Below are 18,678 nucleotides of genomic sequence, written 5' to 3'. Positions count from 1 at the left end.
AAGCTGTCTCTGTATTACGGGAAAGCAATTTTCAGCTGCGGTTCAGGATTGCTTATAAAAAAAGACTGCAAGGTCTCTGGCAATTCAGAGACGTTGCAGTCTGGATCAGTCTAAACCTGATAAATTTAAAGTCTCAGTTTTCCTGCATTGCTTTCTTTTGGGCAGCAGCTTCTTCAGCGGGATCAAGTTGATCCATTTCGTTAAAGGTTTCTTCCGGCGGAGCTTCTTCTCCTCCACATCCTTGCAGGAACGTCGTCACACAGGTCAGAATCAGGATAGATAGAATGTAGCGCATCATGATAGTTTCAATTCTTTATGCTATGAGAAACGAAGAAAGATCTTACAGAAATCGCATCTGAGAGATCCGGTATAATCAATATAACTGTTTTAAAAATAACGCCACCTGATTCTTGAATCAAGTGGCGTTGAGAAAATTCTGCTTTTCAGATTTAAGCGATAAGCTTACCACTCACCCAGCACATTTCCATCAGCGGGGTTGCCGAGGTTTCTCCAGATGGTTGTGTCGATGTTGTCTCCGGCAAAGCGAACGGAGCCGTCGCCGAGCAGGACATGAGCCCCACCTGTGTGCTTACTGCGAGCAGACAGATGTGCTGCCTGAGAGCTGGAACTGCCACCACAGTCTGGTTGTTTATTATTGGGGGTGTAAACAGTTCCGTAGTAGGCGGCTTCATATAATGAAGCATACATCCAGGAGTATCCCTGTTGTGCTCCTCCGGTATACTTCGTACATGTGGCAGGACAGACGCCGCCTGAAGGTTGTTCCGTACACAGGTCAGCGCTGGCAAATGTTTCTGAAACCATCATGGTATTCGAAGTACCGTCTTCGACGTCGCGGATTCTGACGTCACTGTTGTTCCAGAACATGGAAGTCCCTTTGTTACTTGTGGTGGTAGTATTATTACCACGACAGGCCAGGTAGTTGGTGGGACCATAAGATGAAGAGGGCTGACGTGAAGAGTCACTGGGGCAGCGAACGGCAGGAATTTTTTCCGCACGGAGACTGTTGTTAGGAGCAGCGCTGACTCCGTGTTCCATCTCGAAGTTGATCTGGTTATAGATTACAGCCTGATCGAGAAAAGGGAGAATGCGAGGAATCCAGCCCAGTTGACTGGTCGTCCATGACTGAACTCCGGAACCATAAGTTCTGCGGACATCGCCCGGAGGAAACATATTGAAGTTGTCGTGATAGTTGTGCAATGCGAGACCAATCTGTTTGAGATTGTTCTTGCATGTCGAGCGACGGGCGGCTTCACGCGCCTGTTGAACTGCTGGCAATAATAATGCAATAAGAATCGCGATGATGGCAATCACGACCAGCAGTTCGATAAGCGTGAAACCACGCTTTCTTGTGAGCAACATTTTTTCCATTACTTGAACTCCTGAAAAGTTGAAAAAGACGTCGACCATAATTGTCGACAAAATAGAGTCTGCATCCTATCTATATTATTCTTTGAGCGTAATAAAACAGTATGTGTAACGATGAGAAATCAGTTGAGCGCCGGAGCCCTCCTGTATAATTAATAATTGTGCCAGCCTGAAAGAACTTACTCTGGCATTTGCGGAAATACAGATTCAGGGGGAGGTCATTACCTGTTTATGTTGAGCAAAAATGAGTATCGATAACAGGTTAAGACCACACAGGATTTTAGAAGTCTGCATGAGGAGAGACAATCACTGGTTTCTCGAAAACTTTATGAGACCATCATAATTAATGATCACAGTATGTTTTTATGTGCATGTATATCGAATGGAACGCCATAACTGATCGGAAAGAGATTCCTGTTCTGTACATGTCACGGTGCGGCTCTTTTCTCAGGTCGTCTTAGTGGAAACCCGGAAGAATCCGCATAATCTCAAATTACATTTGCTTCAGCAGGGCAAAGGGTTACATCTATTTCAGCCATTGATAAATATCAGATCTTAGTTGAAACTGAGTCTCAATTTCCTTATATTGGAGTGCTCTCTGCTGAGAGCACACGAGATGATATCCACCCTCCGACTTCTATTGTGTTGAGTTACTTAACTGTGATGACATTAAATCAACTTATCAAAGGTCAAGTGGCACGGATCACACAGATCAAAGGTGAAGACGCCATTTCCATTCGCCTGATGGAAATGGGGCTCATTGATGGAGAACAGATTCAGTTGCTGGGGAAAGCACCACTGGGTGACCCGCTGGAATATGCGGTACGAGGGTACCGGTTATCCCTGCGTTTAAACGAGGCCAAGTGTGTTGAAGTCGAGATTGTGTAAAATCCCTCCCCTCTGAATCAGAGGGTCCTGCCTGTCCTTCCTGACGAAAGCATGCTTTCAGATTTCAAAATCCATGACCAACCCTTCCACCGTTCCGAAGCAGCAAACTGTGCAACAACAGAAAATGACGATTGCCATTATTGGCAATCCAAATACGGGCAAGAGCACGCTGTTCAACCAGCTTTCAGGCGGCCACGCCCATATTGGCAATTTCCCCGGCGTGACGGTTGAAAAGAAAGTGGGTAGCGTGACATGGGAGGGGCGCAAGATCGACCTGGTCGACCTGCCTGGTACTTACAGTCTGGCACCGAGATCAATCGATGAAATGCTGGCGGTGGATGTGCTGCTGGGCAGGCAGAAAGGTGTTCCGCGGCCTGATGCGATTATCTGTATTGCGGATGCATCCAACCTGGAACGAAACCTGTATCTGTTCAGCCAGATTCTTGATCTTTCGACACCGGTAGTGCTCGTCTTGAATATGTGTGACCTGGCGCGATCCCGTGGTATCGAGATTGATGCGACTGCTTTGTCCGAACGACTTGGTCAGCCCGTGGTCTGTACCGAGGCCCATCATGGGAAAGGGATCAAAGAACTTAAGGCGGCGATTCTGAAGATCGATCCGGGCAGTCGGCATGAAGTTCAGCAGTTATTCCCGGAGTCATTTTATACAGAACGTGCACAATTGCGGGAAAAGCTGGAGTCAAACCAGGATGAAAGTCCTCCTGATTTTCTCGTCGACCGTCTGTTGCTGGATGTGGGTGGGTACGTTGAATCTTACTTTGAACATCATACCCACAACGGTCTGATCGAGCATCTGCATCAGGCACGTCTGCGTCTGAAAGAGGCGGGATGTGCGGTCCCTGCAACCGAAGCCCGGGTCCGTTACGGCTGGACACGTGAATTATTACAGGGAGTGATTCAGCAACCGGAAATTCAACAGGAAACGACTTCGGATAAAATTGATCGCTGGCTGACCCATCCGGCTTTCGGTTTTATCTTCTTTATCGTATTGATGTTCTTTGTGTTTCAGTCTGTATTTACCTGGGCCGGGCCGCTGATGGATCAGGTCGAAGCCGCCCAGACAGCGGTGGGAGGAGCGATCGAGTCGCTGATCGCTCCCGGTCCTCTGCGAAGTCTACTGGTCGATGGTGTGATTGCCGGAGTAGGAGGCGTGCTGATCTTCCTGCCTCAGATTGTGATATTGTATTTCTTCATCGCCGTTCTGGAAGATAGCGGGTATATGGCACGCGCTGCTTATATTATGGACCGCTTAATGCGAAGCCTGGGGCTGAGTGGAAAATCGTTTATTCCCCTCATGTCATCCTATGCCTGTGCTGTCCCCGGCATTATGGCGACGCGGGTGATTGAAAATCGTCACGAACGCCTGACCACAATCCTGGTGGCACCGTTGATGAGTTGTTCGGCACGCTGGCCCGTTTATACACTGTTCATCGCTGCTTTTATTCCCAATGTCATTTATTTCTCACTGGGTGAAGTGACCTTCGTTTCGCTGCAGGGCATTGTGCTGTTTGCGATGTCCTCAATCGGTGCCGTGATCGCGATTCCCGTGGCCTGGTTCCTGAAGCGAGTCTGCTTTAAAGGGGATGTGGCTCCTTTTGTGATGGAACTGCCCGGGTATAAATGGCCTTCGCCACGAAATGTGATTTACCGCGTGTATAACCGGGGAAAATCATTCGTGGTGAAAGCCGGAACACTGATTTTTGCAACCTCGATCGTGATCTGGGCTGCGGGCTATTTTCCCGGGGATCACAGCGAGCAGTTCACACTGCAGGAGCAGATTGAGACAGTAGATGCTTCGGTAGAGAAAACAGAAGCACAACTGGAAGCTGCGAAAATAGAGACGCCGGAAAAAGTGGAAAGTCTGGAGGTTCAGTTGAATAATCTGGAGTCAACTCAATCGTTGCTGTACGAAAGACAGAACCATGTCAGTGGCCAACTGATCGAAAACAGTTATCTCGGGAAAGCCGGTCATCTGATTGAGCCGGCAGTGAGGCCTTTGGGCTGGGACTGGAAAATCGGAGTGGGCGTGATTGCCTCTTTTCCTGCCCGGGAGGTCATCATTTCGACACTGGGAACGATCTACAGTCTGGGAGGAGATGTGGACGAAGAGAGCGAAGGATTGATCGGCTCGATTCGTTCAGCGACCTGGCCGGATGGTCGGAAGGTGTTTAATATTCCCGTGGCGATTTCGATCATGGTCTTTTTTGCGTTATGTGCCCAGTGCGCTGCGACTTTGATGGTGATGCGACGGGAAACGAACAGCTGGGTCTGGCCCATTGTATCCTTTACTTACATGACAACGCTGGCTTATCTGGGCGCCCTGGTTTCTTACCAGGTTGGTATGCTGTTTATCTGAATCAGAAGTTTCGGGGTTTGAAATACTGTTCTGGCAGGAAAGGGGGGAATGATGAATCAGATTGACTGGCAAATGGTGGTTACTGTGTTCTTTATCGCCGCTGCGGTTCTGTTTCTGGTACGGCGCAGTATCCGTTTTTTTAAACAACGTTCGGGTTGCGTCGGCGGTTCCTGCTCCGGTTGCCCTTCGTCTTCCCGGGAGCCTGCCAATTTTATTTCACTGGATCAGTTGAAACAGACGAAGTAGCTTCTGGCTTTCCCGTACATGCGATCTCTCTCTCTGGTACTCAGTCCCTTGATTTTCAGTACCGGGAAGGTGCTCCTTCTTCTGGTGAGACAAAACCAGATACACATACAGGCTGTTTTTCAGGGATGAGATTATTTTTAATCCTTTTTTGATTTGAGTCCGTTTCACTGGATATCACACTGAAACGAGACAATTCATTCCGGGAGAGTAAAAATGGCTGAAGAACGTGTCTATCATCCAATGTCGGGCTGGTTTCCGCTGACCGTTTGTCTCGCAGGTATATTGGCAGCGGGGCTTCTTTTTGTTGCTGGAGCTGTTTCAGAGAGCGGGCTGCTGATTTTGCTGGGAGTCATGACTGGCCCTGCCTGTCTGGTCGGGTTATTTGGTTGCATGGCGATTGCCCCCAATCAGGCGCGGGTTCTGCTGCTGTTTGGAGAGTATAAAGGCTCCGTCATGCAGTCCGGATTCTTCTGGGTCAATCCGTTTTACTCCAAGAAGAAGATTTCCCTGCGGATCCGGAATTTTGAAACGGGCTCGGTTTCCACGCCAGAGCAGAAAGATCAGGCGGGAAATATCATCCAGCACAAAACGAGGTCAGGCGGGCGTCCTTCCAAAGTGAATGACCGGGACGGGAATCCGATTGATATTTCAGCGGTTGTGGTCTGGCGGGTGGTGAATACTGCAGAGGCAATGTTCGAAGTGGATGATTACGAGGATTTTGTCTCGGTGCAAAGCGAAGCAGCGTTACGAAACCTGGCCAGTCGTCATCCTTATGACAGTGAGGACCATGAACTCTCGTTAAGAGGTAATACGCAGGATATCTGTGATCAACTGATGGTGGATATTCAGGAGCGGCTGGATAAAGCAGGTGTGGAAGTCATAGAGGCCCGGATCAGTCATCTGGCTTATGCACAGGAGATTGCCGCTGCGATGTTGCAGCGACAGCAGGCGCAGGCCGTCGTGGCAGCCCGGACCAAAATCGTAGAGGGGGCTGTTGGAATGGTGGACATGGCACTGCAGCACTTGTCTGCGGGGAAAATTGTGGAACTGAATGAAGACCGTCGCGCAGCACTGGTCTCCAATCTGCTGGTTGTCTTATGCAGTGACCGTCATACACAGCCGGTGGTGAATACGGGTTCGTCAGGTGCTTAAAATAAGACCGGCAGTTATGTTTTCGGGCTCGGCGTCAGTCGGGCGAAACCGGAATGTCTGACGGGCGTTTTGAGCCGGCTGGATAAGTCACCAGATGAAAGTGCCGCTGCGAGTTCCGCAAAAACCGGGTCAGCAGCAGCAAAATAATTCTGGATGTGGCGTGGCTGATGGGCGAGCGTGGGGTAAAAGCCACTGCCGGTCAGGAAACCTTTTTCCAGCATGCGAATGGTAAACAGCGTTCCCAGTTCGGCTGCCTGGGGATGGTCAAACTGATGGTGCAGCAGAGCGGCATGTCCGACGGCTTTCACCGGTATGTCGTGTTGCCGGCCGAGCTCCAGCCAGCCTGAGCGGAAGGCCTCACCAGTCTGCTGAATGTGTTCGCGGACGTTGACAGTCTGCATTTTCTGAATGGTGGCCAATGCAGCCGTTGAGCCCACGCCTTCGGTCCAGTAGGTGCTGGAGATGAATGACGTTTCGGCTGCATCCATCACGGAACGCCTGCCGATGATGGCTGCGACCGGATGCCCGTTTCCTAACGCTTTGGCGAAAACGGCGATGTCCGGTTCAATTCCATAGTGCAGGTGAGCGCCCCCCATCGCGAGACGCCAGCCTGTTGTGATTTCATCAATCACGAAAACCGCGCCGCATTCATCACAGAGTTCGCGAACTGCTTCCAGAAAGCCGGGGTCGGGGTGAATGAAACGAGTCGGCTCCATAACGACCGCTGCCAGTTTTGAGCCCCGTTCTTGAATAATCTTTCTCAGGCCGTCGATGTCATTGTAGGTAAAGGGATGCGTGGTTTCAGACAAGCCAGAAGGAACCCCGGACGGATCCAGGCCCGGCAGGAGATGTTTATCGAGAGAGGTTCCAGACTCGTTCGATTTGCGAGGCAGGTTTGTCGCGAGGTACCAGTCGCTCCAGCCATGATAGCCACACAAGGCAATTTCATCGCGTCCGGTTTTCGCGCGGGCAATACGGACAGCGATGGCCATCGATTCTCCGCCGGTCCGGCAGAAGCGGGCCTGGTCAGACCAGGGGTGGAGGCTGGTCAGCAACTCGGCGAGTTCCACTTCTTCTGGTGAATTCAGCGAGCTCATCGAGCCCAGTTGAACACGGCGGACAACGGCGTCGGTCACATCGAGGTCCCGATAGCCGAGCAGGCAGGACCCGATGCCCGAGGTTGCCAGGTCGTGATAGGTTTTTCCGTCGAGGTCGATGACTTCGCAGCCATTCGCTTCCCGGAAGTAAGCAGGCCAGCAGTCCGGGGCAAACATTTCAGGCCGCTTGCTCAGCAACTGGGTACCGCCGGGAATTAACTGTTTGGCCCGTTTGTAGGTTTCCTGGGTTTTGTTTTTGGTTGAGCTCGTTTCAATCCCCAGCATGGCACGGGCATTAAAGCAGAAGATACGTTCGATGTCCGCGTCGTTCAGTCGCAGTGTATGGCAGGCCTGTTTGATTGCCAGTAGCGATTCCAGTCCCACGCGAACCGGTTTAGCGAAGGTCGTCGATTCCCAGTTCACATTCTCTTCGCCCAGCCAGAAGAAACCATCGCCAATGCTCACGCAGCGGCCAAAAATTTCGCTGACAGAAAAATCGGTTCCGAACAGCAGGCGGCTGGTACCAAATTCTCGCAGGATGGCTTCGAAAGGCTGTGGTTCACAAATGGCAGAAGTGTCGAAGAAGACATTGTCGATCCCACGGAGTGATGCGATGCCTTCCGTGGTATGGTTTCCACAGAACCCCCGGGCGGCATGTGCGAGAATGAGTTTCGCATCCGGGTATTGCAGACAGTGTTCACGGATGTAGGACTGATTGATGGGGTCTGCCATCGCCCGGGCGCGAACCATGTGAAGCATGATGGCCAGGCTGTAACGGTTTGAAAGTTCCCAGACCCATTCCGGAATGTACTCCTGGGGTTCTGCCTGCAGGGTATCTTTTCGATTGGCATAGACGTGGTAAACTTTAAAGCCGCTATACTTGCCTGCGAGAATTTGTGCTTCGACTTCTTCGGGCGAATCTTCAGGAGTGACCAGCAGAAGTGCTCGACAGCCAGGCTGATCTGCTAACTCGCTCAGAATGAACTGATTCGCCGGCTTGCGATCCAGGGTAGGCTTCGGGATGGCAAAAAACAGTCCGGCTGAAGGACGCAGTGAGCCCATCCAGAGTTCCAGGTTCTCACAGTATTCGTTCCAGCCTGAAAAGCCCTGTTCGTTTTCTGCTGCGGGGGGCAGGGCGGAGATGGCATCCTGTGGCCGGTAGAGGTGGGCATGGGCGTCAAAGCTGTCAGGGGGAACAAAGTCTTTGAGCTGGCTGGCAAACAGTTCCTGATCGTCGGGTAAAAACTCAGTCATGATTTCTTTCCCTGCGTGTAGTGAGTGGCTGAATCTTTCAGTTGATTTTCGAATGTAAATCCGATCTGGCTGAATTGCTGCTGCATCTGTTCAAGGCCATTTTTCACGAAAATGATATCAGCCATGTGGTACAGCATTCTGGCGCCCCGCTGCAGAAGCTGCTGGGCATGTTCCAGGTTAAAAGTGGGCATGCCCCAGTGTTTTCCCTGATTGGCTGCAGCGGTGGCAATCGTCTCGATGGCAGTCTGCATTTGTGGATGATTGAACTGACCGGGGAAACCTTCGAGTATTGAAAAATCGGCAGGGCCCAGCATTAACGCGTCGACGCCGGGAACCGCGGCGATTTCTTCCGCCTGGTCGACGGCGGACTGTTCTTCGAGTTGGATGGTGATGAAAGTGTTTTCATTCGCCTGTTGCACATAGTCTGAGACAGGCATGGTGCAATAAGGCATGTCCGCTCCTGAACCATCGAAGCCTCGTTTCCCCAGTGGAGCGAACTTGGACCATTTTACGACTTCTGCTGCTTCCGCTGCATTGCTGCAGCGAGGGTACATGATGCCTTGCGCACCGGCCTCGAGCATGCGACCGATTCTCATGAATTCCCCATTCGCAGGCCGGGCAAGAATATCTGAGGAGCCGATGCGTGCCGCCCGCATCAGTTGTGTGGCTGTCTCCAGGCTATAGGTATGGTGCTCCATGTCCATCCAGATACCATCAAAGCCCATCAGGCTGGTGAGCTCAAACAGTGAAGGGTCCAGCAGATGCAATTGAGTAATCAGGACCGGTTCGTTCTGGCTGAGCTTGTGTTTGATGCGGCTGGCTCTCATCGAGTCATTCCTGTTTCTGGATTTTAGAGGAGTGAGAATATTTCAAGATATTACGTTATTATATGATAATAAAGACTGCAAGTGTGATGGCGGAAATATTAAGTTAAGCTATTAATTGTTGCGTTAAGGCTGTTGTTTCGCGTGGAATTTTATATCTGGAAATTGACAGCTATTGCTTAAATGTATGATAATATCTGCAATATGGCCGAACCACTACAAAATTCGATGGCGACAGTACTGGCGGAGAAAATCCGTCGAAGGATCATGAAAGAACAGTTGCCTGAAGGCCATGTTTTCATGACCGAGGGGCAGTTGGCAGAGGAATACCAGGTTTCCAGGCCCATTGTCAGGGAAGCGGTCAGCCGGTTACGTGCCCTGGGCATTCTGGATGTCAGGCAACGGAAAGGGCTGGTTGTACAACGTCCTGACTTGATGCAGTTGCTTTCGGACAGCATTCCCTTACTGGCTGTCTCTGAGCAGGAGCAACGTGAACTGGGAATGTTGCGCTATGTATTGGAGATTGGTGCCATCGAACTGGCGGTCAAGTATGCGACTGAGGATCAACTGGACCGACTGGATCTGATCGTTGCAGAGATGGAGCAATATCTGGAGCAGGAAGATTGGGAACAGGAAATAGAACTTGATCTGGCATTTCATTCACTGGTACTGGAAATGACAAATTCTGTCTATGTGGCGGGCATGCAGCAGATTCTGGCAAAGTATTTTCGGAACATTTCTGGAACCGGTCATTCCAGTTCAGACCAGAAATCGCGGATTATCTGGGAACATTCAGAGCTGGCAGCTGCGATTCGCAATCGTGATCTGGAGCATGCGCGTGTGATGATCCGAATGCAGTTCCAGGGGCTTGTTTCAGAAGTTCAACCAGAATAAAAATGGGGCTTGAGCAAAATACTCAAGCCCCACCGTTCAGGGACTAGATGATTAAAATACCTGAAAATCAGGTGAATTATGCCTGCTCACAATCAAGGGTCGCCTGCTGTAAAGAGATTGTCTGTCGAGATTCAATTTTTACTACCAAAAAGCTGAGAAAAATAAATTTATCGTGAAATCGCGATATATGAGGTGAATCCCGTATCGTCTGGAACGGAGATTCGCCTGTTGAAGCGTCACCAGTTCGCAGGACGCTCGGGCAAAAAAAACAGGCGAATCTGATTCGGGCTGACTCTCAGGGAGCGAGTTCTGGAGATTGAGTATTGATTACCGAATCCCAGGTGGTGCCGATGCGTAGTTCGTCAAACAGAAATTCTGCATTGCGGGCGGCGTGCAGTCTGACCTGATCGTACACGGAGGAGTCCTTGAATGGATCCGATGCACAAGTCCAGACGGGGGGCTCATGGCCGGGGATCGTTTCTTCCGGCGCGAAAGCACGCATGAAAATCTGATCTGAAGCATTCTCGCTGGCAACAATCTTGGCGACAAAGAAATAATTCTTATTCGTCTGTAACGGTGGAGCGTTCTCGATGACCTGCATTCCTGCCTGCAGGGTGGAGAAATTGTGGGAACTCATGCCGATTAATATTTTATTCTGAGATTGTGCCGGTGTAAATGTCATCAGGGAGAGGTTCCCATATTGCTTATCTGATGCTTTTCCGGAATTCTGTTTCTGCATGTAGAAGCTTAAGTAGTAGATCGCATCTTTATTCATGCGGACCGGCTTTTCCAGGGTGCGCCAGGCGGTATTCCCTTTTCTCAGTTCAACGAGCCCCAGTTGATCCTCGGCCAGTTTCGAACCCGTCAGTGAGTTAAGGGGCTGGCTGTCACCGTGGGCCGGTTCTCCGCCATTCAACTTGTTTCGCCAGGGGTTCTTCCAGCCCATTCCGGCATTTCTCCAGTCTGAAAAACTTTCCGGATCACTGATGATGGCAGGGTGAAAGCTGTCGTAGGCCCTGGTTTCTTCTCGAATCGCCTGAATGTTTTTGGGATTGGTGGGGACTTCGCGTTTAAAATCTTCCGGTTTGATCTGAATATCGTCGATCCGGTCCTCTTTGAGCTGTTTTGCCTGACCCTCTTTGATAATGATGGATGCAACGAACATTTGATTGTCCTGATTGGGATCAACGCGTACAGCCCCTTCGAATACGTGCAGATCGACTTCGCCATCGGCGTCGATTTTAGCGCCGTATTCTGTTCCAATATCGTGAAACGTCAGTTGGGGTGTGATTAATGCAAATTCCGGAGCTGCTTCGTACCCATGCAGGACAACCTTCCCGGAGGAAACGGTGGCACAGCAGGCAGAATCCATTTTGATTTTGGTCGGGCCTTCGATCACAAGGCGGACGCCGGTATCGAAGCGAAATTCTGCATATCCTTCTTCAAGGAAGAGGTCTTGTGATAACAGTCGCTGTCCTGAAAATTTAGGAGGAGCGTCTCCTCCCCAGACACAATCGGTGGCACGTGTGAGCGTCGCGATATAGGGGAGGTTGACAACAGCGGTTTCTGTCTGAGCGATCTGGGGCTGATCCCAGAAGAAGTGTCCCGAAACCAACCATTCCATGAGCAGGAAGACCATCATGGATGCAGCAGCCACCAGCGCGTAGTTTATGTATTGGGAACGTCGTGGGCCTGGTGCGTGAATCTGTGCAACGGAAGGGGAACGCACAGAAACTGGAGTTTCTCGCGTCACGATCTGTTCAAGGGACTGGAGTCGTTCGTTCCAGTCTGATTTGATACCGGTATTGATGTCGATGTACTCAAAATACTGGTGCATCGCATCGGGGCTGCTTTTCAGAATGTTTTGAAATGCTTCGAACTCGGTAGGTGAAAACTCTCCCTCCGGGCTATCGAGTAGCCGATTCAACAATTCTTCGAATTCCGGGGGAATTTCCTGTACCGACATTATTGTTGACGCTCACTTTGAAGCTTACGGGATATACAAGCCGCCAGTTCACGTCTGAGGAGTGAGAGGCGGTTATAAAGGGTTTGGATTGTTTTTCCTGCAGTTTTGGCGATCTCTTTCACCGACTGATTTTCGTATACTGCATTTTTTAGTAACTGCTGGTCTGAGGAATTCAAGTTCTGCATGCAGTCCTGCAGAAAATCGAGGCGAATATCGTGGTTGTTTAAATGTTCTTCACGTTCATGGGACATGGTTTCAATGAGTTCCTGATTGAAAAAATGTCGATCTCTTCCAATACTTCTTCGATAATTGCAAACAGTAAAAAAAGCGACTCCACAGGCCCAGGAGAAAAAGTCCCGGTCCTGATCAAATTCATCGAACTTATTCCACAGTGTTAAACAGACATGCTGATAAACATCTTCTGCATCTGAATTATTGGGGACGAGTGTTCGGATATAACCGAAAATCCGTAAACGATCTTTACTCAGTAAAGATGTAAACAAACCCCTTGTATCTGGATGTAAAGACGATGTGGAAGTCGACATAAAAGTCGGGAACTCCGTTCGTAAGAGGCTTTGGCGATTTGCAATCGTTTAATCATAATGAAATCAAAGGGCCATTAAAATTAAATAGAAGCAAACTTTGCTTTAGAACGGAAATCTTCGCCAATTCTTATGTCATTATCAATACAAATGGTTAGTATATTGTCAGTAAAATTCTGCCTGCTTATTGAAACTTGTTCTCAAACCAATGACATTTACCATATAAAATTGCGAAATATGTAAAATCCTCACTGGAATTCGGAAACCAGCGAATTTACTTCTGGATTCTACTGCTATTTCCCTTGCTTGAATCGCCAGGATTTGGATGAAACAATTATCTGGTTATGGTACTCTGTCAGTTCAGAGCGTGTCGTTTCCAGTATCTCAGCATTAAAAAATAAACGAGTGTGTCCGATGAAAAAAAAGACCCGAAGAATGTTTGATGCGACCAGCCTGCTGTTAGCAGCAGTGATGGTCATGCTGGCAGGTAATGGATGTAAGGATCCAAAAGAAATCGCCCGTCAACAGGGAGAAACAATCGAAGATAAACCGCAAAGCAAAGCGCCTCAAGAACCGGTAGCAGAAAATGCGGCTGCCGACGAACAGGGAGGCAATGCAAATGAAGACAAGAAAAGTATTATCCACAAGACCACCGCTGTTGTAGTGGATGCAAAAAAAGCATTGGAAAATCCGGATATTGAAGTTGTGGATGGCAAAATCAAAGGGGGCGACCCTTTCACCCAGGCTGGCAGTGCTTATGTTTCCATGGCGTCCCGGGTCAGCACATTGGGAATGCAGCAGGCGATTAAAGCGCACAAAGCGCTGAATGACCGATTCCCCACTTACGATGAATATATGCAGATGATGAAAGAGAATCGCATCGAATTCGCAGAACTCCCGCCTTACAAAATGTATGGCTACGATGCAGAGTCCGGAAATATCCTGGTTCTCCAGGATAACAGGAAAAAAGCAGAGCTCTATAAGAAAGCAGGTATTCCGCTCGACTGAGTGATTTGGTTCGTGACTGGCATACAATCTGCGTCTTACTTCTTCATCCCCTGAATTGAAGAGTGAATGTTGATTCGATTCAACATTCGTTTCAAAACAGTATCAGCGTGTTGCAAAAAATCAACATGTTGAACAACATTGAAGAGGTGAGTCTTATGAAATTCCAACACTCTGCAAAAATCGGAAAGTCAACCACACGATTATTGATGCTTGGAATCTTAACAGCCACTCTGAGCATTGGCAGCGGAACTCAGTCTGCAGAAGCAGAAAACTGGACATTCGGCCGTTCCTATTACAGCCATGAGTTGCCACCAGAGGTCGCTGCCCGTTATCCTCGCCCGGAAAGTCGTTCTGCTTATCGCACACCAGAACTGGCGACAACTCCCGGATTCGCTTTACGGGGAGCCCGTCGCTGGAATTACGTGCGTCTGTATAGTGGAAACAGCTATGATACGACGATTTATCGAAGTGATACATTCAATGTCGTCGCCCCCTGATCATTAGTCTGATATGCCTGACTAATTTTGCTCTCTGAAAACGTACTTCCCTGGCTTTCCCGAAACAGTCAGGGAGTACGTTTTTTCTTTTCTGCCAGAGCCTCATAATAACGTCGCACCTGATCTTCGTACTGGGGAAGAAATTTCTCGGTGTAGATGTTCAATAACTGCTGTCTCATCGCGGGTGGCAGATGTCCCCACGCATCTTTGGCATAGTTGCTTTTTGCATTCAGGTTGCCGGGAGTTACCTGGCCTTCATTCTGGCGGTCGGTGGACTGCCGCGCAGGTCCTTGAGAGAGCTGATTCTCATTGTTCTGTTTCTGCATCCCTTCACGATCCTGTCGTTTCTGCTGCTGTTCCTGTTGCTGCTGATTATTCTGATTTTGCAGACGCATCGAAGTTTTGGGTGCCTGTTCGACCAGGCGAATCAGTTTTTCCAGGTCTTCCACAACCTGTTTCTGAACCTGTTGCACTTCTTTCCCGCCATCCTGCTTTTCAATCAGTTTGCCGGCACGTTCCATCTCTTTAATGATGGGTTCAATCGGTAATTGATTTTTTTGAGCCCATTTTTTGAGCTTTTCTACCTGCTTATCAGACTGGTCTTTGTCCGGTTGGATTTTGTCGGCAGGTTCGTCCGGTTCTGACTCTGCTCTCTGAGTTTTGACGGGTTCTTTTTTTTCAGAACTTTCATCTGCGTTCGTCGGCTGTTCTAAGACAGTAAAGACGATGGTCGTACTGATCGCCAGCAGATACAGGAACGGTATTGATTTTGAGTTTCTCATCTGCATTATTGGATCTCAAGATTTTCTTCCGGGTTGTCCGGCAGGAGTTGATTAAAGAGCTCTAATATTTTCTGAGAGAGTTCTGCCAGATCAGCCTGTTCTTTTGAAAGTTGCTTTCTTAATTCAAGCTGCTGTGCCGTTAATTGTTTTTGTGGAGTCAGAGTGTCATTAAACTCTGTCGTCCGCTCAAGAATATCCTCTTGCAGAAGCTTGAGTAAACGAAGTTGTGCGATGATGGGAATCTGATCGGAGGGCATCAACTGCTGGCCATCGCCTGGCTGCTGTTCTGTCTGTACTGGTTCCGTTTTGGCATTCAGGGCTTGCAGCAGAGTTTTGAATCTGGATTGGGCATTCTGTTCGGCGCTTAGCGTCTGCTGGTCCGTCAGCCTCTGATCCAGGCGGTCGACAGCCAATTCCAGTTGATCGATTGCTTTCTCCATCGCCAGTTTAAAGACAGGGGCTTTCGACAGTTTTTCTGCTACTTTGACGGACTGCAGCTGCAGGTCCTGTTCGGTCTGCTGTAGCAGTTTCAGAGATTTCAACTGTCCCCGAGACCAGCGACCACGTGAAATGCGTTCCTGTTCCAGCCGGACGGTCTCTTCAATTACCGACTGCTGCCGTTCAATCAGTCCTTTGATTTCTGATTCCAGCTTGATGAATTCTTCAAAGGCCAGAGATTCCTCCAGCTCGTTGCGACGGGCTGCCAGTTCACGTTGTGCCTGCTCCAGATCATCAAGCGATTCCTGGATCTGTTCCTGTGCTTCTTCCGTATTTCCCTGTTGTAATGCATTGTCGATCTGCGATGTTCGCCGGCCGCTGCGCTGCATCGAATCCGCTGCTTTATTGAGGCTGAGTCGCTGCAGTTTCAGTTCCAGCTGTTGCATCTGCTGTTTCAGTTCCTGCTCCTGTTTTCTTAACTTCTGCAGTTCGGCCTCTTTTTCTTCACTATCAGGTGCATTCTCCGCTTTCTTCAGTTTTTGTAATATTTCCTCCTGTTTCTGTTTGATCAGGTTTAATTCCTGCTCACTTTTTATCAATTGATTTAACAATTCTGCAGTCGAATTGACGGGTTGGTTTTCGAAAATATTTTTTAATTTCTGCATCGATTCCTGAAGTTGCTGCTGTTCCTGTAATGCCTGCCCCACCTGATTCTGTTTTATTCTGTCTGCGGTCTGTTTCATGACTTCGGGAATCGAATTTTTCCGCAGGAAGTCGATTGCTTCCTGGTTTCGCTGCCGTTCGGAATGGGCGATTTCCTGTTCCTGGTCGTTTAATGTATCAAGCAGGTTGCGGAAGGCTTTAAACTGATCGGCCTGTTGCTCCTGGCGATGAGCAAGTTTTTCCAGGTCTGCCTGTTCCTGCAGTTTCAGCTTCCCAAAGGTTTTGGTAATCGTTTTCCTGGCCAGCTTTTCTGTCTGATTTTGAATGTCTGCCTGCTGCTGGATCTGTTCATCCAGTTCGGAAACCAGATCCCTGGTCTGCTGCCACTGCGCCAGTGATTTTAAGACATGATCCAGCCTTTCAATCACACGCTGTTGACCATTCCCCGCGATGGTTAATGATTCCAGGGGTGTTGTTTCCGCTCCATCTTTTGTGCTCTTGTTCTCTTCAGCAGCGGTAGACTTAGTTTCTTTGCTGGATGATGTTGTGCCCGGCTCCCGGGATGGTTGTGTATCCACTTTAGCCAGCATTTTTTTTCGAGCCTGTGTGATCTGCTCCTGGATCTCCGGGAAGACCTGCTGATTCAACTGGGAAAGTTCCGTGTTGAGTTCTGCGAGTCGTTGCTGCATGGCCGGATCTTCAATGCCATTCCATTCCAGTTCCTGCAGCAGTTCACTGGAGCGTTGCTCCAGACCAGTCCGGGGGCTGTGGAGTTGCGATGCAATCCGCTTCTGATCCATTTCCACCTGTTTGATTGTATCAATTTCTTCGGTACGTGCCTGGCCTACGCGCTGCAGTTGATGCTGAACGTCTTTGATTTCCGTTCGCAGCAGTCTCTGGTCTTTCAGGATACGGGCGAGTTCTTCCAGCAGGTTTGCCTGACGATTCGCCAGTTCATTGGCTTTGAACTGCGGGCTGACAATGGTCAAAACTCGAGAAATACTGGTTCCTGTATGGGAGTCTGCAGGTTGCGCTTCCTGTGAACTGGTTGCGGAACTGTCCTGGAATAGATCACGGGCTTCGGCCCGAAAAATAATCCGATCCCCTTCTTTAAGCGCCAGTTCAGAGAGCTTCCAGTTGTCTGTCAGCGTCAGGTCCTTCAACTGGTTTTGCCGCTGGTTTGCTGCCGGCTCCGGGGGAAATGGCAGGCGAAAAGAAAAGTTTTCACGGTCTGTACGCAGGGCGCGCGAGAGAGTCTCCTGGCTGGAAGATTTCTGATAGCGGATGAGAACATCTTCGATCCCCAGGTCATCATGAACAACGACTTTGAGAGGGATTTGAGCAGTGGGTGTCACTTGCAGGTCGGTATCGGGAACTTCCAGAAAAATTTCCGGTACGTCATCGCTGATTGCAGTGATTTCAAAATGATCGGGAGTGGGTGGTTTAAATCCCTGATCATTTTCCGCTTCGAACCAGTAGGAATAGGTTCCCGGCGCATTGACAACAAAGGTACCTGAAAAATGTTTACGATCCGGTTGTAATTTAAGGGATACAGGTTCGCTGTTTTTAATCCGCAGGTCTACCGTTTTCAACAGTTTGTTAGAACTGGCTTTAAACTCAACACGCGTGCCGACCAGCGCTTTGAAGTTGCCTATTCCGGTGGGGAGGATTTCTTCGGAAAGCTGCGAGTAAGCGGGAGGAATAAGTCTGACCTGCTTCAGACGAATCATGGTGGGAGGGACCGAGACAATATTGAGCCAGGGCATGTGGGTATCATCACCGCCAACTGCGCGCAGTTTGAGCAGTTTGTTTGTGATGACTAAAGAACCTGTGCCCAGATCATGTGTGACTCCCGAATTATCGGGAACCGATACAATACGCAGGGGGTCAGAATAAATTTTACCCGCAGACTGTTCTTTCTGACGGGACTGATATTCGAGACGAAGATCGTCGGGAGGAGTGCCTTTGCGGTTTTCAACAAAAAACTGAAATGTCTGTCCTTCGACTACCTGGTAGGGATTGTCTGGCCCGGTTTCGATGGGAACCAGTTTTTCGTCCAGGATCAGCAGTTCAACCCGTTGAGGCCAGTCCGGTGCCGAGAAAGGGAGTATCAGGCGGTGAAGCCCCAGGATCACTACCTGCGGATGCAGCAGGGTTAAGAAGGCTGTGATCAGACAGAGCAGAGTAGCAGAAAACATAATCTTTCTGAGGGGGTGTGTATCAATCAGTTCCAGAAAATTAATCTGAGAGGCACGTTGATAGGCATCTTCGATCACAGCCTGACGCATCTGTGTTGAACCGGCAAACTGAGTGTTGGACTGGTGATCAAACTGAATGCTGCTGGAAAAACTGTCTCGCAATGTCGGGTAGCGACGTTCAATTTTGAGCGCCAGGTCTAAATCGGTCAGAGGGGTTTTTAACGGGATGATGAGATGTTTCCAGAGGATCCAGATCACACTGGAACCTGCTGCAAGACCGAGCAGGAGTCTGCTGGCGGGATCTGAAATATTCAGCATCCAGTCCAGACTGATGATCAATGCTGCGAGCCCGAGAAACAGGGTCAGTCCCCAGCACAATCCATTCAGCCAGATGAGCTGGCGAATCTTGTGATGCAGTTGTTCCAGTTGTGCTCGAATGGAATGTTGCATGATACCGGTTTCAGGA

Annotated in this window: 15 protein-coding genes; 7 read left to right on the top strand and 8 right to left on the bottom strand. The window is 49.4% G+C overall.

Features of this window, described 5'->3' with window-relative positions:
- Positions 1-133: 133 nt before the first annotated feature.
- Positions 134-298: a hypothetical protein gene (locus GmarT_RS29590; protein ID WP_002645758.1), complete on the bottom strand. Its 165-nt coding sequence runs from the start codon at positions 296-298 to the stop codon at positions 134-136.
- Positions 299-462: 164 nt separating this feature from the next.
- Positions 463-1,389 carry a DUF1559 domain-containing protein gene (locus tag GmarT_RS21880; protein ID WP_002645759.1) on the bottom strand — a complete coding sequence of 309 codons (927 nt, stop codon included), beginning with the start codon at positions 1,387-1,389 and terminating at the stop codon, positions 463-465.
- 660 nt (positions 1,390-2,049) lie between these two features.
- On the opposite strand from GmarT_RS21880, the gene GmarT_RS21875 reads away from it, so the two are divergent.
- The 4 genes from GmarT_RS21875 to GmarT_RS21860 all read left to right on the top strand — a co-directional run bounded on the left by GmarT_RS21875 (position 2,050) and on the right by GmarT_RS21860 (position 6,049).
- Positions 2,050-2,274, top strand: a complete 225-nt coding sequence (locus GmarT_RS21875) for a FeoA family protein (RefSeq protein WP_002645760.1) — start codon at positions 2,050-2,052, stop codon at positions 2,272-2,274.
- A 73-nt stretch (positions 2,275-2,347) separates the two neighbouring features.
- Complete coding sequence (feoB, locus tag GmarT_RS21870) at positions 2,348-4,651, top strand: ferrous iron transport protein B (protein WP_002645761.1); 2,304 nt, start codon at positions 2,348-2,350, stop codon at positions 4,649-4,651.
- Between the two features lie 48 nt (positions 4,652-4,699).
- Complete coding sequence (locus tag GmarT_RS21865) at positions 4,700-4,897, top strand: FeoB-associated Cys-rich membrane protein (protein ID WP_002645762.1); 198 nt, start codon at positions 4,700-4,702, stop codon at positions 4,895-4,897.
- Between the two features lie 213 nt (positions 4,898-5,110).
- Complete coding sequence (locus tag GmarT_RS21860; protein WP_002645763.1) at positions 5,111-6,049, top strand: SPFH domain-containing protein; 939 nt, start codon at positions 5,111-5,113, stop codon at positions 6,047-6,049.
- 14 nt (positions 6,050-6,063) lie between these two features.
- Here GmarT_RS21860 and GmarT_RS21855 read toward each other — a convergent pair whose 3' ends face one another.
- A complete protein-coding gene (locus tag GmarT_RS21855) occupies positions 6,064-8,400 on the bottom strand; it encodes an aminotransferase class III-fold pyridoxal phosphate-dependent enzyme (protein WP_002645764.1) in 2,337 nt (778 codons plus the stop codon).
- Complete coding sequence (locus tag GmarT_RS21850; RefSeq protein ID WP_002645765.1) at positions 8,397-9,227, bottom strand: HpcH/HpaI aldolase family protein; 831 nt, start codon at positions 9,225-9,227, stop codon at positions 8,397-8,399. The genes GmarT_RS21855 and GmarT_RS21850 overlap by 4 nt, the downstream gene beginning before the upstream one ends.
- A 201-nt stretch (positions 9,228-9,428) precedes the next feature.
- Here GmarT_RS21850 and GmarT_RS21845 point away from each other — a divergent pair, with 201 nt between their 5' ends.
- Entirely contained in the window at positions 9,429-10,118 is a 690-nt protein-coding gene (locus tag GmarT_RS21845; RefSeq protein ID WP_044237376.1) for a FadR/GntR family transcriptional regulator, read from the top strand.
- Between the two features lie 295 nt (positions 10,119-10,413).
- Here the strand turns inward: GmarT_RS21845 and GmarT_RS21840 are convergent, their stop codons facing one another.
- Both GmarT_RS21840 and GmarT_RS21835 read right to left on the bottom strand, forming a co-directional pair.
- On the bottom strand, positions 10,414-12,084 hold the full coding sequence (locus GmarT_RS21840) for a hypothetical protein (protein ID WP_002645767.1): 1,671 nt from the start codon (positions 12,082-12,084) through the stop codon (positions 10,414-10,416).
- Positions 12,084-12,629 carry a sigma-70 family RNA polymerase sigma factor gene (locus tag GmarT_RS21835; RefSeq protein ID WP_081459449.1) on the bottom strand — a complete coding sequence of 182 codons (546 nt, stop codon included), beginning with the start codon at positions 12,627-12,629 and terminating at the stop codon, positions 12,084-12,086. Before GmarT_RS21835 ends, GmarT_RS21840 begins: the two co-directional genes overlap by 1 nt.
- A gap of 411 nt (positions 12,630-13,040) precedes the next feature.
- Here GmarT_RS21835 and GmarT_RS21830 point away from each other — a divergent pair, with 411 nt between their 5' ends.
- Together GmarT_RS21830 and GmarT_RS21825 are read left to right on the top strand one after the other, a co-directional pair.
- Complete coding sequence (locus GmarT_RS21830; protein ID WP_149303231.1) at positions 13,041-13,634, top strand: hypothetical protein; 594 nt, start codon at positions 13,041-13,043, stop codon at positions 13,632-13,634.
- A 155-nt stretch (positions 13,635-13,789) separates the two neighbouring features.
- Positions 13,790-14,131 (top strand): hypothetical protein, encoded by a 342-nt coding sequence (locus tag GmarT_RS21825; RefSeq protein WP_149303229.1) that lies wholly within the window; start codon positions 13,790-13,792, stop codon positions 14,129-14,131.
- 68 nt (positions 14,132-14,199) lie between these two features.
- Here GmarT_RS21825 and GmarT_RS21820 read toward each other — a convergent pair whose 3' ends face one another.
- Both GmarT_RS21820 and GmarT_RS21815 read right to left on the bottom strand, forming a co-directional pair.
- Positions 14,200-14,919 carry a hypothetical protein gene (locus GmarT_RS21820; protein ID WP_002645771.1) on the bottom strand — a complete coding sequence of 240 codons (720 nt, stop codon included), beginning with the start codon at positions 14,917-14,919 and terminating at the stop codon, positions 14,200-14,202.
- The gene (locus tag GmarT_RS21815) at positions 14,919-18,662 is read right to left on the bottom strand and encodes a coiled-coil domain-containing protein (protein ID WP_002645772.1); all 3,744 of its coding nucleotides are present in this window, start codon (positions 18,660-18,662) and stop codon (positions 14,919-14,921) included. The genes GmarT_RS21820 and GmarT_RS21815 overlap by 1 nt, the downstream gene beginning before the upstream one ends.
- Between the last annotated feature and the right edge of the window lie 16 nt (positions 18,663-18,678).

This window comes from Gimesia maris, from assembly GCF_008298035.1.
Classification (GTDB): domain Bacteria; phylum Planctomycetota; class Planctomycetia; order Planctomycetales; family Planctomycetaceae; genus Gimesia; species Gimesia maris.
The sequence above is the reverse complement of the archived record's forward strand: the minus strand, read 5'-3'. Positions and strand labels throughout refer to the sequence as shown.

Excerpts from the sequence above, each read along its gene's own strand:
- GmarT_RS29590 (WP_002645758.1), bottom strand. The coding sequence starts at position 298 with ATGATGCGCTACATTCTATCTATCCTGATTCTGACCTGTGTGACGACG.
- GmarT_RS21880 (WP_002645759.1), bottom strand. The coding sequence starts at position 1,389 with ATGGAAAAAATGTTGCTCACAAGAAAGCGTGGTTTCACGCTTATCGAA.
- GmarT_RS21875 (WP_002645760.1), top strand. The coding sequence starts at position 2,050 with ATGACATTAAATCAACTTATCAAAGGTCAAGTGGCACGGATCACACAG.
- feoB (WP_002645761.1), top strand. The coding sequence starts at position 2,348 with ATGACCAACCCTTCCACCGTTCCGAAGCAGCAAACTGTGCAACAACAG.
- GmarT_RS21865 (WP_002645762.1), top strand. The coding sequence starts at position 4,700 with ATGATGAATCAGATTGACTGGCAAATGGTGGTTACTGTGTTCTTTATC.
- GmarT_RS21860 (WP_002645763.1), top strand. The coding sequence starts at position 5,111 with ATGGCTGAAGAACGTGTCTATCATCCAATGTCGGGCTGGTTTCCGCTG.
- GmarT_RS21855 (WP_002645764.1), bottom strand. The coding sequence starts at position 8,400 with ATGACTGAGTTTTTACCCGACGATCAGGAACTGTTTGCCAGCCAGCTC.
- GmarT_RS21850 (WP_002645765.1), bottom strand. The coding sequence starts at position 9,227 with ATGAGAGCCAGCCGCATCAAACACAAGCTCAGCCAGAACGAACCGGTC.
- GmarT_RS21845 (WP_044237376.1), top strand. The coding sequence starts at position 9,429 with ATGGCCGAACCACTACAAAATTCGATGGCGACAGTACTGGCGGAGAAA.
- GmarT_RS21840 (WP_002645767.1), bottom strand. The coding sequence starts at position 12,084 with ATGTCGGTACAGGAAATTCCCCCGGAATTCGAAGAATTGTTGAATCGG.
- GmarT_RS21835 (WP_081459449.1), bottom strand. The coding sequence starts at position 12,629 with ATGTCGACTTCCACATCGTCTTTACATCCAGATACAAGGGGTTTGTTT.
- GmarT_RS21830 (WP_149303231.1), top strand. The coding sequence starts at position 13,041 with ATGAAAAAAAAGACCCGAAGAATGTTTGATGCGACCAGCCTGCTGTTA.
- GmarT_RS21825 (WP_149303229.1), top strand. The coding sequence starts at position 13,790 with ATGAAATTCCAACACTCTGCAAAAATCGGAAAGTCAACCACACGATTA.
- GmarT_RS21820 (WP_002645771.1), bottom strand. The coding sequence starts at position 14,919 with ATGCAGATGAGAAACTCAAAATCAATACCGTTCCTGTATCTGCTGGCG.
- GmarT_RS21815 (WP_002645772.1), bottom strand. The coding sequence starts at position 18,662 with ATGCAACATTCCATTCGAGCACAACTGGAACAACTGCATCACAAGATT.